Raw genomic sequence first — 15,134 nt, 5'->3', positions numbered from 1 at the left:
GTTCATACGACTGGTAACGTCCATTAGATTTTTTTGACCGTTTAAAGCCGATACGTTGGTATTTACAAATAAAGCCATGGGAAAACCCTCAAACCTATTGATTTTTTTAAGCTATGGAAGCTCTGTAAATATATATATCGGCTAGGTATGTCTAAGCTTTAAAATAAATTTAAAGAAAACAGCAAATAAATTTGCAAAAAAAAACACGATCCGAAGATCGTGTTTTTTTCCATAGCATGGCAGTCACTACCAGCATCTAGATTAACGCTGCAGTGACCGTCATTGTAACTATCATTAACGAAGCAAAGACAATGCAGTCTGTGGCAACTGGTTAGCCTGAGACAGAATAGTCGTAGAAGCTTGCTGGATAATTTGGTTACGAGTCAGCTCAGAAGTTTCTGAAGCAAAATCAGTATCCATAATGCGAGAACGAGAATCCGATACGTTAACCACAGCCGCAGTATTACTACGCACCATAGAGGTCAAACCATTTTGCTCTGCACCCAGCTTAGCGCGCTGCTTATCAACTTGAGTCACAAGACCACTCATCGCATCTAGCAGGGTATCAGTAGCAAAGCCGTGTAGCGTATTAATTTGAGCATCGGTAAAGCCTGTAGAAACTACAGTACCAATATCAGCGGCAAGAGTACCAACAGTTAAAGCAGCACCAATATCAGAGTACACAGCAAACTCACCAGAGTTGGCAACTTCACCTTCAAGTACTTCTGTCAAAGCAGAAACATTCACTGTGCCTTTAGCGTTATCACCACCTAAATCAGCAACAGTACCCTCACGATCCGCACCCAGAACCGCATCAGCGGCAGCACCCAAGTCAGATTCACCAGCGATAACAGCATAGGCCTGAATAACCTTACCTATCTCACCTGCAGTATTAAGGTTGGCACTAATATCAGACATAGTTGTTGCATTACCTTCACCCATCTTACCAAACAAGGCAGCAAGCTCAGCATTACCAGTTGTTACCGTATCTTGCTCGCCTGCTTGCGCACCTGATTGAATCTGGAAGCCCGCTTCTGGCGAATCGCCATTCAAGATTTTGGTCGTGCCGTAAGCAGTACGATCTGCAATATCGTTATTGGTATCCAGCAGTTTGGTAAATTCTTGCGCTAGAGCACTACGGTCATCAGACGATAAAGTACGGTTACCACCTTGTACAACCAACTGACGCATACGCTGTACGTTAGTGGTTACTTCACTCAATGCGCCTTCTGCGATTTGAGCAATAGAGATACCATCATTCGCGTTACGGTTAGCTTGGTTTAGACCGGTAATTTGGGTGGTTAAACGATCAGAAATTTGAAGACCTGCCGCATCATCCTTAGCACTGTTGATACGGCTACCAGAAGACAGCTTCTCAAACGAGCTGTTCATACGACTAGTAACATCCATCAAGTTTTTTTGGCCGTTTAGAGCCGATACGTTGGTATTTACAAATAAAGCCATGGGAGAACCCTCAATCTTATTAATTTAAATTTAAGATTTAATCTATCTAACTAATTGCTTTAGGCCATACAAAGCCGCTGTACTTTATTTATCGGCTGCATAATCATTAGCTTTAACTTTTTTATCAAAAAAATTAAAAAAAAGCCTGCAGATTAACTACAGGCTTTTATTTAAAAAAGAACATTTATAAGACAGCTTATTCAGGTTACGTCATCTATTAAAGCCATCTTATTAAGCTCTAATATATTGATCATAGTGATGCTAAACCCGACTGCCTAGAACGTTAGCCCAGCAAGGTTAACGCTGTTTGCGGCAACTGGTTTGCCTGAGACAGAATAGTCGTAGATGCTTGCTGGATAATTTGGTTACGGGTTAACTCTGAAGTTTCCGCCGCAAAATCAGTATCCATAATCCGTGAGCGAGAATCCGATACATTAACTACAGCAGTTGTATTACTTCGGATAACCGATGTCAGGCCGTTTTGCTCTGCACCCAACTTGGCACGTTGTTTATCAACTTGAGTAATTAAACTCGTCATTGAATCAAGCAGTGTATCTGTGGCAAAACCGTGAATAGTATGAAGCTCATCACCTGTCAATACATCAGAACCTGTACCAGCCAAGCCCATAAAGCCTAGAGCAGCACTTACAGTCGAAAGCACAGCAAAACCACCACTGCCACTAGCCTCTTGTGTTAGCACTTTAGTTAATTCCACTACATTCAGTTCAGCCGCGCCTCGCTCACCTAAACTAGAAGCAGCAATATCACCCGTACGAACACCCAAAAGAGCGTCAGCTGCTGCGGCTATATCAGACTCACCATTAACAGCCATATAAGCGCCAACCATCTCACCTAGAGTACCGTAATCCGACAAACCAGCACTCATATCAGATAAATCGCCAGTGATCCCTTCGTCTGACAAAACCTTGCCAAACATAGCAGAAAGCTCAGCATTGCCTGTAGTGATAGTATCTTGCTCACCAGAATAAGCCCCCGTTTGAATCTGAAAGCCAGCTTCAGGAGAGTCACTGTTCAATAGTTTTTGAGTACCGTAGGAAGTACGTCCGGCGATATCATTATTCACATCAAGCAACTTTGTGAATTCTTGCCCTAAAGCATTCCGGTCGTCAGATGACAAAGTACGGTTACCGCCTTGTACTACTAACTGACGCATACGCTGGATATTTGTGGTTACTTCACTCAATGCACCCTCTGCAATTTGCGCAATAGAGATGCCATCGTTGGCATTACGGGTTGCTTGCTCTAAGCCGATAACCTGAGTCGTAAGTCGGTCAGAAATCTGCAAGCCTGCTGCATCATCTTTCGCGCTATTAATACGGCTACCAGAAGATAGCTTTTCAAACGAGCTGTTCATACGGCTCGTTACGTCCATCAGGTTTTTCTGGCCGTTTAAAGCCGCTACGTTGGTATTTACAAATAAAGCCATATTCAGTCCCTTCCGTTTTCTCAGGTATTGGACACGCAGCCTGCAGGCTGCTTAATCAAATTAATGCCCGGCATACTCATCACTCGAAGCGAGTACGCCCGAGCTTGCCTTACCTCTAACAAAGCAAGCAGCGTGCCAATTAAAAAAACCCTTAACTATCATACAGTTAAGATCAATAAATCCATTAAAATCATTCAAGCGGAATAAGTTCGTCGCTTATCATCAAGAAAAGCGGCAATGGTATTCGATATCTATCGGTAAATCTTCGCCGCATTAGATATAAAAAAGCTGCCAGTTGGCAGCTTGAAATTACAACAGAGCATTCATCTCGGATATTTAGCTAGGTGATTTAGTTCATATAGTTAAACAAACTTAGCGATGAGATTTTGCTAAAGGTTTGCTGTGAAGCCTCTAAGGCTGTTTTCTGTAGAATAAACTCACTCATCGCTGATGCCCAGTCTATATCTTCTAAGGTGCTCACTTGCTCTTTAAGGAAAATCTCAACGCTGGCATTATTTTGGCCAATCGCATCAACACCATTACGGCGTGTACCGTGTTCTGTACGAGCCACTTCAACGCTATTTAGCCAACTATCAACATCATCTAAAGAACTACTAAGTAGATCTTTTTGATAGTCTTCACCACTATAATTTTCTAACGTTTCAGCAAAACGCTGCATACCCGTCAGCATATCTTGCTTTTCATTATTGACGCGCAGGGTGAAGCTGTCGCCAGTAACTGTCGTTGGTGCTCCTGGCAATGTTAAAGCCATAGAACCCGTAGATGCATCAGCGCCGTTGTTTAAGTAGCTAGCCAAAGCCTCTAAAGTATTTGGAGTTCCAGCTGCAGGTGCAGAAAGGTCAATTACACTTCCACGCGGCCCAGTGACTGTAATTTCAGGTGGCGTCACTGCATCATTCGTTACCTCTACCTGATAGTCTCCAATTTGATGCCCATCCAGAAATGCCTGTTTACCTGTTACGGTAATATCATCTGTTCCCGTATTAGCTTCATTTGGATAACTCTTAACTGGGTCTTGGGCATACATAGCGGAAGGAATATCTTCAAAAATTTCCTTACCGGTCATATTTAAAGCCGCTTTAACACTATCCGAGATCTGAACTTCTCGTTCTTTGCCATCACCTTGATAACTGTAGCTACCGTCAGACTGCTTTGCGAAAGGGGGAGTATCAACTTTACTACCAGAGAAGATATAGTTGCCTTGCTCATCTTTGGTGTTAATAAACTTTTCTAACTGATCCGTAATTTCTCTGATTTCTAAACCGATTGTTTTACGGCCATCGTCGCCAATCGTATCGTTGGTCGCTTGAATCATCAACTGGCGTACACGGGTTAATCCGGTATGAATACTTTCTAGAGCAGATTCACTGGTACGCAGACTTTTTACGGCGTAATCGATATTTTTACCGTATTGATCAATATTAGACAGCTTGTTTTTCGCATTAAACGCTAAAGTACTCGACACAGGATCATCAGAGGGCGTTAATACTCGCTTACCTGTCCCCAGCTGCTGGGAGGTGTTAAAAAGATCCGTCTGATTTTGTAAAATACTGGTGGTATTACGATAGTTAATCTGAGATGTTGAAATTCGCATAATTATCTCCCAACCGCGTTAATGAGCGTTGAAAATAGTTGTTGTGAAATAGAGATTAGCTGTGCAGAAGCATTATAGGCTTGCTGAAATTTAATCAGGTTAGCCGCTTCCTCATCAAGGTTGACCCCAGAAACACCATCCCTTAGCGCAACACTCTGATCCAAAATAATCGCACCAGATTCTGCATTAACCTTAGCCTCGGCGGTTTGGATGCCCACAAACTCAGCAATATGGGCGTAAGAGTCTTGATAGGTTACTTTCCCCCCATCAATAACCCCTTCTGACTGTAAGTCAGACATGGCAGAACCATTAGAGTTATCACCAAAGCCGTCGGTGTTAAAGTCGATAATAACGGTATCCCCAGTTGCAGGCATACCGCCTAGACTCATCTCGATACCCCAGCTATCGGGAATAACATTTTGAGTTTGACCTAATGTGTAATTACCCGATGCAAGCACAGCTCCTGTACTAGGATCGATAATATCGTAGGCCATATCAGCATCTCCACTGGCATAACTACTAGGGGCTGGATCAAATTCAACTTTAACCCCATCAGGAAGATCCGATACAACACCACCATCGTACAGTCGCATAGCGCCGTCACGCTGATCAAAGAACACACTAGGATCTTCCGGTTCATCACCGGAAAAACCACCGGTACTAGCAGACTTAAAGGTTTCATTAACACCACGAGAAATAACTTCTAATGAACCCGTATTATAAGAAGCGGTGGTTGCTCGCATCGGTGATGCAATGGCAATTTCATCACCTGATGTAATTTCACGGCTAATATCTTTAGCACCCGTGCGAGTAGGCGAGATCGTAAAATCATCACCTTTATAGACACTGTCAGCAGCACTACTGGGCAGTTTTAATCGAAAGCCATCAACCTCAACGGTAATATTCTCATCTTTTAAATCAGCCAAGGTAACGACAGATTTATTAACCGTATCTCCTGCCGCATCGGTATAGGTAAAACGAACAGGATTACCGTCAGAGTCACGCAGTGTAAATTTAGTATTAGTATCAGTACCACCTTCCAACGCGGTCAACCGATAGTCTTTATTGGTCAGTGCGCTTGAATCCGTAATATGAACTTCTAAGCCTAAACTGCCATTGGGATTATTATCCTGATAAGCCGTGACACGAGATTCAGCTAGCTCTCGTTCGTTTACATCCCGAAAAAAATTACCGCCAATCTCATTATTGAGATTCATCCCCAGTTTATGCTGATCATTAAAGGTTTCAGACATGGTGATGGCCAATCGGCCTAGCTCATTGATAGAAGGGTTTAAAACGTCTTCACGAAATTTAAGAAGCCCCCCTAACTCACCGCCCGTAACAAGCTCAGTAATCATCTTATCCCCTTCTCGGGGATCAGAATAATAGATATCCAATGCCTGCTGATCGGTTCGGCCTGGTGCCGCTTTTAATTTAAAAGGCTCGTCATTAATAACAAGAGGGAAGCCATCACCAATAAATACCGATACCGTCCCATCGGCAACATCGGTTGTGGTCACACCCACGTATTCACTTAATTCCCGCAGCTTTTCTTCGCGCATATCCAATAGATCATTAGCTGGCGTACCTTCGCCACGCCCGCTTGATGCTGCAATCTCTTCATTCAATCCTGCAATAGCAATAGCAATACGGTTGATATCATCAACATTGGTCATCATTTGCGTATTCAGGTTATCATTAGTTGCTTCATAACGCTCATTGACAAGGTTAAAGCGATTGACCAATGTTTGAGATTCCGCAAGCACCAACGAACGTAAAGGCTGGGAGTCCGGCTCATCATTTAACGACTCCATTGCCGCAAAAAAGTCATTCAATACAGCACCAGGGCTGGAGCTTGAATCGGCAAGTAAGTTATCAAGCTGCTTAGCATAGCCCAGCAGCGTTTCAGACTCTTTTGCTAAGCTGGTATCGTTACGAACTTGCTGGGTTAAAAAAGCCTCCGAAATACGACGAATAGTCGTCGTCATCGCACCGGTGCCATAATATCCTTCACCGGAACCTTGAGGCGTTGTTGTCTGCTGAACCGCTTGCTGGCGGCTATACCCTGGCGTATCCAAGTTCGCAATGTTATGACCGGTAACATTTAAAGCGTTCTGGTGAACACTTGTCCCGGAGTAACCCAACTTCAGTAGATCTGACATAATTCTGCTCCAATATTAAGCGCCGGCCTTTAATAAGGGTACGGAGGTCTTAACACAGTGAATAACCCGGCATCATCCCTGGCTATTGTTATTTCCTTTAGCGGCAAGCTGCATACTGCTGCTATTTAGAATACTTTGAATTTTCTGTGCATAGGCAGGATCAGTAGCATAACCTGCATCTTGCAAGCCCTTAGTAAACTTCACAGGATCGGCGGCATTTTTCAGTGCATCGGTATATCTAGGGTTGCTTTGTAAGAAATTGGCGTAATCCCGCAGGCTTTCTTCATAGCTACCGTAAGCACGGAAAGCGGCTTGTTCTCGCTGGGCTGTCCCGCCTCGATACTCAAGGGTTGAAACCACAGCAGACTCACCATCCCAACGTTTGTCCGCCTTAATACCAAACAAGTTGAAGCTATTTTTGCCGCTATCATCACGAATCATAAAGCGCCCCCAACCGGTTTCAAGAGCCGCTTGAGATAACATCACCTGAGGGTTTAAGCCCAACTCTTCCGCAACTTTCTCTGCAGCAGGATAAAGGGTGCTGATAAAATCTTCCGGTGATGTAAAGCCTTCTTCGAGTCGTTTGGCCTCGTCTAAGGCTGTTTGTTTATCAGCCCGTTCAGCAGCAAATTTTTCACGCCAGCTCTGTACAAGTTCTGGGTCATAGCGACTCGCAGGGAAACGACTACCACGATTAAGCATGTCTTGAATTGAAACAGGATTCTTAGCCTGATCGGCCTCTGTTTCTAAGCCATAGTCCTTACTTAATTGGCGAACAAGTACATCAGCCAAGCCAAAAGTACCGCCTTCAGTAATACTGACCGCCATCTGTTCATCAAACATCTGCTGATAAAAGCGCACTTGTTCGCTATCAAAAACGCCATCTTTTGATAGCAGCTCATTAGATTGACGCGCATTTTTCATAACCATTTGAACCATCATGGCTTCAAACTGACGGGCGACTTCTTTGAGTGCTTCAGGGTCATCTTCACGAGCACCTTTGCGCAGAGATTCAAGCCCCTGCACATCGGTTACGACTCTCGCCTGATCATACTTGCTATTAATCATCGTTTTTCCTCTAAAGCGGTCTCGTTATTCGCTGGCCACTTATTAACCAAACGGTCGGGTCGTTACCCAGACTGTCAGATCGCTTATTTATCGGTTTACTAAATAACGACCAAGTCTGCTTTTAGCGCGCCCGCTTGCTTCAAAGCCTCTAAAATGGCCATTAAGTCACCGGGAGCGGCACCAACTTGGTTAACAGCCCGCACAATCTCATCAAGCGTTACTCCAGGTGCAAACTTAAACATAGTGGAGTCATTCGCTCGAATATCGATAGCAGTGCTTTCCTGAATAGCCGTTTCACCATTAGCTAGAATATTTGGCTGTACCACTTCGGGTGCTTCTTGGATCGTCACGGTAAGACTGCCATGCGTCACCGCGGCGGGTGAAACCCGTACATTCTGACCAATAACAATAGTACCCGTGCGGGAGTTAATAATAATTTTCGCCGCTTCTTCACCGGGCTGAACTTCTAGGTTCTCCAGTACAGATAGATAGCTAACACGTTGAGATGGATCACGGGGAGCCCGTACTCGTATAGAAACGGCATCATAAGCTTGGGCAATATTATCCCCCAGAAGATCATTCACCCTCTCAGCAACACGCTTCGCCGTAGTAAAGTCAGGGCGGTGCAAGTTAAAGGTAATGCTGTCACCATTATAGAAGTTGTGGGAAACAGCACGCTCCACCGTTGCACCGTTTGGAATACGCCCAACGCTAGGTACATTCACCTGAATACGAGAGCCATCAGCACCCTCAACGCCTAAACCACCCACCACAAGGCTACCCTGTGCCACAGCATACGTATTACCATCGGCCCCACGTAAAGGAGCCATCAAAAGTGTGCCACCTCGCAAACTGGCGGCATTACCAATAGAGCTGACCGTCACATCAATGCGCTGACCAGGCTTGGTAAATGGCGGTAACTCAGCATGAATGGTCACGGCTGCAATATTCTTTGATTTAGGATCAACGCCAGGGGGTAAGGTGATACCGAACTGACTCATCATGTTAGCAAAAGTCTGGTTGGTAAAAGGGGCTTTATCACCTGTACCACTCAAACCTACCAGCAAGCCATAACCGATTAATTGGTTACTGCGTACACCCTCAACGTTCGTAATATCTTTTAAGCGTTCCGCTTGGGCGGTCATCGACCAAACCAATAAAGCCATTGTGATCATAAAGCGCATTGCAATAACTCCTAGAAGGGCCACCAACTGCTATTAAAGAAACGTGTTAACCAACCCTGCCGAGTGGTATCCGCTAAATCACCTGTACCACTATAGGTAAGCCGAGCATCCGCAAGCTTCGTTGACAAGGCGGTATTCTCAGGTGAAACATCTTCGGGGCGCAGCAAGCCGCTCACCCGAATCACCTCCGATCCATTGGTTAGATTCAACCACTTCTCACCTTTAACCAACATCAAGCCGTTAGGATATAGTTGGTGTACGGTTACCGTGATACTGCCTTCTAAACTATTACTTTGCCCCGTAGAGCCTTTACCTGAAAAAGAGGTGTCATTCTCAATATTTGTAGCTAAATCAAGAGGCTGTTGCCCTAAAATAGTCGGGTTGACCAGTTCAACTTCTGTCGATTTAGAAAGGGATGACTTAGTTGATTTTTGAGAACTTGTCGTCTCAGTCAACAGAATAGTGATCACATCACCCACACGGTAAGCCTTACGATCACCATATAGGGTCATGCTATAGTTTTGCTGATAGAGCGAGCCATTCGTAGCAGGAGGCGGTGCAATATGACTTGGCTGCACAGGTGCATAAAAAGGATCATCCGGCTTGATCAGCTCTTCCTTCTTTTGGCAGCCCACTAAAGTCAGCATTACCGCTAGTAACACCATTAATCCTGCGCTTCGTTTCATGCTCACTATCATCTCACTATCATCTCACTATCGATCCATCTCTTTATTCAGCCAGCTCTTTGTTCCGCCAGTCAATAGCGTTATTAACCCATTAACGACTGAACAACAACTTAACGAACCTTAAAGAGTTTGCGTTAGGTTACGCAGCATACCGTCAGCGGCAGAAACAACTTTAGAATTCATCTCGTACGCGCGCTGGGTCGAGATCATATTAACCAGCTCTTCAACCGCATTAACATTGGAGTTTTCCAACGTTCCTTGCTTCGTAACCCCTAAACCATCATCACCGGGAACACCCACAATTGGCGCACCTGACGCAGCGGTTTCCTGGAATAAGTTACCACCAATGGATCGCAAACCTGTGGGGTTAATAAAGTCCGCCACCGTGATTTGACCAATCTCTTCCTCTAAAACATCTCCCGGCAACTGAACCGACACAATACCATCTTGGCTGATATTCACCGATTGTGCATCTTCAGGAATCTGGATCTCAGGCTCCATTAAAAAGCCTGTTGCTGTTACAATTTGGCCTTCGCCATTAACCTGAAACTGACCATTACGGCTATAGCCCAAGGTTCCATCCGGCATCTGAATCTGGAAAAAACCACGACCATCAATCGCCATATCCAACGGTTGTTCCGTTGTTTGTAGGCTAGTGGCGGTATGCATCTTTTGCGTGGCAACCGTGCGAACACCTGTACCCAACTGCAAACCCGATGGTAGCTGGGTATTCAGAGAAGACTGAGCACCCGGCTGACGTACTTGCTGGTAAAGCAAGTCTTGAAAAATAGCGCGTTCTTTCTTATAGCCAATCGTACTAACGTTAGCCAAGTTATTTGAAATGGTGCGTAACTGTGTATCTTGCGCACTTAGGCCTGTTTTACTTACCCATAAAGCTGCATGCATGGTCTTACCCTCAATTTGGTTTCAGTTAGCTCATTCGCATAACAGAAGCGGCCGCGGCCGAATTTTCATCAACGGTCTTCATCATCTTGGTTTGCATTTCATACTGACGCGTTAATGAAAGAATATTGATCAACTCTTGAGCTGCATTAACATTACTGGATTCAAGAAAGCCTGACTCAACTCGAACAAGCGCATCCGCTTCTGCAGGTTCGCCGGTGCGTAAACGCATGAGACCATCAAGGCCTTTTTCCATTTGTTGTTTGTCAGGGTTCACCAGTTTAATTCGATCAACCTGAGCCAACTCATTGGCTTGCGCACCTTGGGCCTGAACCGTAATAACCCCATCCACACCAATCTCTACATGGGAGGCTGGAGGAATAACAATAGGGCCGCCCTCACCCATTACCGGCAGGCCTTTGCCGGTACGTAACACACCATTAGGATCAATCACTAGATCGCCGGATCGGGTATAAGCCTCATCGCCGGTATTTGATTGAACACCAATCCAACCATCGCCTTGGAGCGCTATATCCAAGGCGCGACCTGTTTCAATAAAGGCCCCGCTTTGCATATCGGTTGCGGGGCGTTCTGTTAAGGCATAAACCCGTGTTGGAAAATGCTCGCCAAAAACCGGCATAGCGCGGGACTGCTCATAATCCGCCTTAAAGCCCGTGGTATTCGCATTAGCTAAGTTATTCGCTCGAGCCGTTTGCGCCATCATGTTGTGCTTGGCGCCGGTCATCGCAATATAAAGCGCTTTATCCATAAGGAACTACCTCGTCATCGCCCTTTCTGTGCAAAATACATCCAAAGCGATTTTATAATCAGGTGAGCTTTTGCCGCTTTTATCTGTATCACTCAGGTTTGAGCGCTCTAAAACGGCAAAAGGCTTGCAATTACCTAAGTAACTGCAAGCCTTATGCCAAAAACAAAAAACGATCACTGCAAACGCAAAAAACCTGTTTAAACATAAAAAGTTGTTTAAACATAAAACCTCTCCGAAGAGAGGTTTTATGCGGCTAAGCGATAACAACCAAGCAACTAGATCATTAACGCAAGTTAATAATAGTTTGCGTTAGAGTATCTGCAGTTTGTAGCGTTTTAGCATTCGCCTGATAATCGCGCTGAGCAATAATCATATCAACCAGCTCTTCTGAAAGATCCACGTTAGCGTCTTCTAGCGTTCGCGACTCAATACTACCGGCAATACCAACACCCGGTGAATTAACAACCGGATCACCAGATTCGCTAGTCTCGACCCACATCGTTCCGCCAACAGGCGTTAAACCTTGCTCGTTACGGAAGTTAGCTAACGCTACCTGACCAATCAAACGGGTTTCACTGTTAGTGTAACGAGCGACAATAGTACCTGCATCGTCAATTTCAAGGCCGGCTAGCTCACCTGTCGCAAAACCATCCTGCGAAAGTGTCTTGGCACCAAAAGAACCTGCAAACTGAGTCGTACCATCTAGATTAATCTCAAAAACCTGCGGTTCATCAGAGCCGTTCACATTACCCAGACTGTCCTTTGGAACCCAGTCCTTAATTTTCATCGTTGGCATGGGTTCATCTAAAATGCCAAACTCGGTAAAGTTAAAGGAAAAATAGTCCGGCGTATTTTCGTTATCATCCGTAACTTTTTCACCATCGATAGTAACATGTACCTGCCAACGGTTATCAGCAGCTTCGGACTCAAGAGCATCCAGCACTTTAAGCATAGACTCTTGAGCGGAATCATCTGTACTCCAGTCTTTATCTACATCTTGCAGGGCATTTAAGGCTAACTGATAAACACCGCCTTCTTCAGTCCCTGTATTAGCATCACGACCCGCTTCCAATTTTGCCACAATATTCTCATAAGCGGCTTCAAAATCACTGGCATCAAATACAGGTGCAGATAAAGGCCCTTTTAAATTACCTATATTTAATTCAGCGGTTAGAGGGTCAATTGCCGGGACGGCAGCTGAATCCATAACAGCCATTCGTAACTCACCAGCAATTGTATCGACACCAGCATAAGCACGGGAACCACCAGAAATGGCCTGTTCAATTTCAGCAATAGCGCCATCAAAAACATCTTTACTAATATCTCCATTCACAGTAGGAATATAATCATCTACCGCTTTATAAATATCCTCATAATACTCCTTAGTACGACCAGAAGAACTATCCATCATTCCTTGCAAAGCCGTCTTAATAGCCGATAACCGATCACTATATACTTCTTTAACAGTTGTACTAGAAGGGGAGCCAGCGGCAAGAATTGCATCTCTTGCTGCATCAATAACAGCTTGAGGCTCACCCAAGCCAGCTAGGTATGCTTCAGCAGCAGAAGCAGCAGCGTCTGCATCACCCGCAGGAGTTGCCGCAAGCGCATCCGTAAAAGCACCTGCGCCAGTCGCCCCCGACCCTGTTGCGGCAGCAGCAATCGCAGTATCAATCGCAGCCTCAATCGCAGCTTGGTCAGAGGTTAGTGCGGCGTTAGCATTAACACCGGCTTGATCGATCGGAGCCGCACCCAAAAAGCTAGTATTAAAGTTAAAACCACCACCTATACCAGTAAAAATCTCAGCAATATCGCTATCTAATTCTGTAGTTGCTGGGTTTGCATCTTCATCGATATCACCAGGGAAAACATTTTCCCCATCATTCAAGGTTGGATAATTACTCGAATTTAGATACCCATCAGCGCCATATTTAGCTGCGCCCAAAAGAGACTGAATAGCACGGGTTGGCTCACCATATTCTGGAAGGTAAGGTGGCTGCTTGATGAAGTACTGCGTCATGGTGTGGGAGTTGCCCAGCGTATCGTAAATCACCGAGGGGTAGATATGGGTATAGGTATCTGAATCTGCTGAATCAAAAATATAATTTGTCGGCGCGTCCGCACGGGAGTCTAAATTAAACGATGCTTTTAACTCTGAAGTTGCATTAGGCGCGATATTATCCTGCGGAATAAAAAGATCATCAATCGCGCCGACAGCAACACCATCACCATTGGCATTAGCACCGTAACCCTGTAATTTTTGCCCCGTAGAGCTTTCTATATAACCTTCATTGTTTACATGGAACATACCCGCACGGGTATAGTTTGTTGTGCCATTACCCGCCTCAACAACGAAAAAACCATTGCCATCAATGCGTAAATCAAGGCTGTTCTCGGTAGAAGTACGACCACCTTGGGAGAACTGCTGGGCAATATTAGTCACACTAACACCACCACCAACTTGACCAGAAGATGAACCTAAACCTGATTTTGCATACACATCTGCAAATTCTGCACGGGATTTTTTAAAACCTACCGTGCTAGCATTAGCAATGTTATTACCCACGGTATTCAAATGTTTTTTGGCAGCTGAAAGGCCAGAAATACCAAGATTGAATGTACTCATAATCCTTAATCCTTATTTCTAATGCTTAGAAAAATTCATTCACTTCGCTCAACGCTACCGAGCCTTTACCGGCAAGGTTTAGCCACACTTCGCCGCCATTGGCGATGGTGACACTGTTTACGTTGGCGTTGGTATAAGCTGTCAAGGCATAAGCCTGACCTTCGATTTCAGCGCTGGATACCACTTGATACAGGCCTGCTTGAGCCATTTCACCGTTATCCATTGTGCCATCCCACTCAAAGTCAATCTGACCTTCAGAGAAGTAACCCGAGTCATTACGATACTCGCCGGTATCCATCGTTTTTATAACTTGACCGGCGTTATCAACAATCATCATATCCATATTTTGAGCAGCAGAAGGCACAAAAATACTACCGGCAAGCGTTCCACCTTCCACTAAGTTACCAATATCCGATTGAACTTGAATCTTGCGCCCCACCAGTGCAGAGGCCTGTAGCGCCTGCGAAGACTGCAGCGAGGTAATAAAACCTTCTGTTACTGTATTCAGACTTTGAATACCTTCCACCATAGATAGCTGTGCCAACTGTGCCATATACTCAGCATTACCCTGCGGCTCTAGCGGATCTTGGTTGTTCATCTGCGTAATCATGAGTTTCATAAACTCATCTTTACCCATCTCATTACTCTTGGCTGCATCTTCTGCTTTCTCAGCCGCTTGACGAGCTTCTAGGCCATATGTTGCATAGAATGCACTGTTTGTTGTGGTTGTATCTATCGCCATGACTATTTCCTCGCTTACTGGCCTAACGTCAACACACGCTGCATCATCGTTTTAGCAGTGTTCATGACTTCAACATTAGTTTGAAATGAGCGTGAAGCAGACAACATATCCGCCATCTCTTCTACGACATTGACGTTGGGATAAAATACGTATCCCTCTTCATTTGCCATGGGATGATCCGGTTCAAAGCGGCGCTGCAAAGGCGCATCACTTTCAACAATACCACGAACCAAAACACCTTCTCCGGCACTATCTCGAGGGTCAAAACTCGTCACAGGATTACCCAACTCTCCCTGTTTATAGTTTTCCAGCATAGGAGCAAATACAGCCTTTCGCGCACGGTAGGTCTGATCAACACTACTGCTCACACTTTGCGCGTTAGCCATGTTACTGGCGGTGGTATTCAAACGTAACGTTTGAGCACTCATGCCGCTGCCGGCGATATCAAAAACTTTGCCTAAAGCCATC

The 15,134-nt window shown here is 45.0% G+C and carries 12 protein-coding genes; all 12 read right to left on the bottom strand.

Features of this window, described 5'->3' with window-relative positions:
* Positions 1-294: 294 nt before the first annotated feature.
* The 12 genes from G517_RS0112990 to flgC all read right to left on the bottom strand — a co-directional run bounded on the left by G517_RS0112990 (position 295) and on the right by flgC (position 15,133).
* Entirely contained in the window at positions 295-1,464 is a 1,170-nt protein-coding gene (locus G517_RS0112990; protein WP_028304768.1) for a flagellin N-terminal helical domain-containing protein, read from the bottom strand.
* 283 nt (positions 1,465-1,747) lie between these two features.
* Positions 1,748-2,911 (bottom strand): flagellin N-terminal helical domain-containing protein, encoded by a 1,164-nt coding sequence (locus tag G517_RS0112985; protein ID WP_028304767.1) that lies wholly within the window; start codon positions 2,909-2,911, stop codon positions 1,748-1,750.
* A gap of 349 nt (positions 2,912-3,260) precedes the next feature.
* Positions 3,261-4,526, bottom strand: a complete 1,266-nt coding sequence (gene flgL / locus G517_RS0112980; protein WP_028304766.1) for a flagellar hook-associated protein FlgL — start codon at positions 4,524-4,526, stop codon at positions 3,261-3,263.
* 2 nt (positions 4,527-4,528) lie between these two features.
* Complete coding sequence (flgK, locus tag G517_RS0112975) at positions 4,529-6,688, bottom strand: flagellar hook-associated protein FlgK (RefSeq protein ID WP_028304765.1); 2,160 nt, start codon at positions 6,686-6,688, stop codon at positions 4,529-4,531.
* 72 nt (positions 6,689-6,760) lie between these two features.
* Entirely contained in the window at positions 6,761-7,756 is a 996-nt protein-coding gene (flgJ, locus tag G517_RS0112970; RefSeq protein WP_028304764.1) for a flagellar assembly peptidoglycan hydrolase FlgJ, read from the bottom strand.
* Positions 7,757-7,854: 98 nt separating this feature from the next.
* Positions 7,855-8,940 (bottom strand): flagellar basal body P-ring protein FlgI, encoded by a 1,086-nt coding sequence (locus G517_RS0112965; protein WP_036591490.1) that lies wholly within the window; start codon positions 8,938-8,940, stop codon positions 7,855-7,857.
* Positions 8,941-8,951: 11 nt separating this feature from the next.
* Positions 8,952-9,626: a flagellar basal body L-ring protein FlgH gene (gene flgH / locus G517_RS0112960; protein ID WP_028304762.1), complete on the bottom strand. Its 675-nt coding sequence runs from the start codon at positions 9,624-9,626 to the stop codon at positions 8,952-8,954.
* Positions 9,627-9,746: 120 nt separating this feature from the next.
* Positions 9,747-10,532, bottom strand: a complete 786-nt coding sequence (gene flgG, locus G517_RS0112955) for a flagellar basal-body rod protein FlgG (RefSeq protein ID WP_028304761.1) — start codon at positions 10,530-10,532, stop codon at positions 9,747-9,749.
* Between the two features lie 25 nt (positions 10,533-10,557).
* Positions 10,558-11,298, bottom strand: a complete 741-nt coding sequence (locus G517_RS0112950) for a flagellar basal body rod protein FlgF (protein ID WP_028304760.1) — start codon at positions 11,296-11,298, stop codon at positions 10,558-10,560.
* A 283-nt stretch (positions 11,299-11,581) separates the two neighbouring features.
* Positions 11,582-13,924 carry a flagellar hook-basal body complex protein gene (locus G517_RS20240; protein ID WP_051206385.1) on the bottom strand — a complete coding sequence of 781 codons (2,343 nt, stop codon included), beginning with the start codon at positions 13,922-13,924 and terminating at the stop codon, positions 11,582-11,584.
* A 25-nt stretch (positions 13,925-13,949) separates the two neighbouring features.
* Entirely contained in the window at positions 13,950-14,666 is a 717-nt protein-coding gene (locus G517_RS0112935) for a flagellar hook assembly protein FlgD (protein WP_028304759.1), read from the bottom strand.
* Positions 14,667-14,680: 14 nt separating this feature from the next.
* Positions 14,681-15,133: a flagellar basal body rod protein FlgC gene (gene flgC / locus G517_RS0112930; RefSeq protein WP_028304758.1), complete on the bottom strand. Its 453-nt coding sequence runs from the start codon at positions 15,131-15,133 to the stop codon at positions 14,681-14,683.
* Between the last annotated feature and the right edge of the window lies 1 nt (position 15,134).

The organism is Oceanospirillum maris DSM 6286 (assembly GCF_000422865.1).
GTDB classification, from domain to species: Bacteria; Pseudomonadota; Gammaproteobacteria; order Pseudomonadales; family Halomonadaceae; genus Oceanospirillum; species Oceanospirillum maris.
Note: the sequence above shows the minus strand (reverse complement) of the source record. Positions and strands in the feature narration are given on the sequence as shown.

What these genes read in the sequence shown, in the direction of transcription:
- G517_RS0112985 (WP_028304767.1), bottom strand. Translation starts at nt 2,911, where the DNA reads ATGGCTTTATTTGTAAATACCAACGTAGCGGCTTTAAACGGCCAGAAA.
- G517_RS0112965 (WP_036591490.1), bottom strand. Translation starts at nt 8,940, where the DNA reads ATGCGCTTTATGATCACAATGGCTTTATTGGTTTGGTCGATGACCGCC.
- flgK (WP_028304765.1), bottom strand. Translation starts at nt 6,688, where the DNA reads ATGTCAGATCTACTGAAGTTGGGTTACTCCGGGACAAGTGTTCACCAG.
- G517_RS0112950 (WP_028304760.1), bottom strand. Translation starts at nt 11,298, where the DNA reads ATGGATAAAGCGCTTTATATTGCGATGACCGGCGCCAAGCACAACATG.
- flgH (WP_028304762.1), bottom strand. Translation starts at nt 9,626, where the DNA reads ATGAAACGAAGCGCAGGATTAATGGTGTTACTAGCGGTAATGCTGACT.
- flgG (WP_028304761.1), bottom strand. Translation starts at nt 10,532, where the DNA reads ATGCATGCAGCTTTATGGGTAAGTAAAACAGGCCTAAGTGCGCAAGAT.
- G517_RS0112990 (WP_028304768.1), bottom strand. Translation starts at nt 1,464, where the DNA reads ATGGCTTTATTTGTAAATACCAACGTATCGGCTCTAAACGGCCAAAAA.
- G517_RS20240 (WP_051206385.1), bottom strand. Translation starts at nt 13,924, where the DNA reads ATGAGTACATTCAATCTTGGTATTTCTGGCCTTTCAGCTGCCAAAAAA.
- G517_RS0112935 (WP_028304759.1), bottom strand. Translation starts at nt 14,666, where the DNA reads ATGGCGATAGATACAACCACAACAAACAGTGCATTCTATGCAACATAT.
- flgL (WP_028304766.1), bottom strand. Translation starts at nt 4,526, where the DNA reads ATGCGAATTTCAACATCTCAGATTAACTATCGTAATACCACCAGTATT.
- flgC (WP_028304758.1), bottom strand. Translation starts at nt 15,133, where the DNA reads ATGGCTTTAGGCAAAGTTTTTGATATCGCCGGCAGCGGCATGAGTGCT.
- flgJ (WP_028304764.1), bottom strand. Translation starts at nt 7,756, where the DNA reads ATGATTAATAGCAAGTATGATCAGGCGAGAGTCGTAACCGATGTGCAG.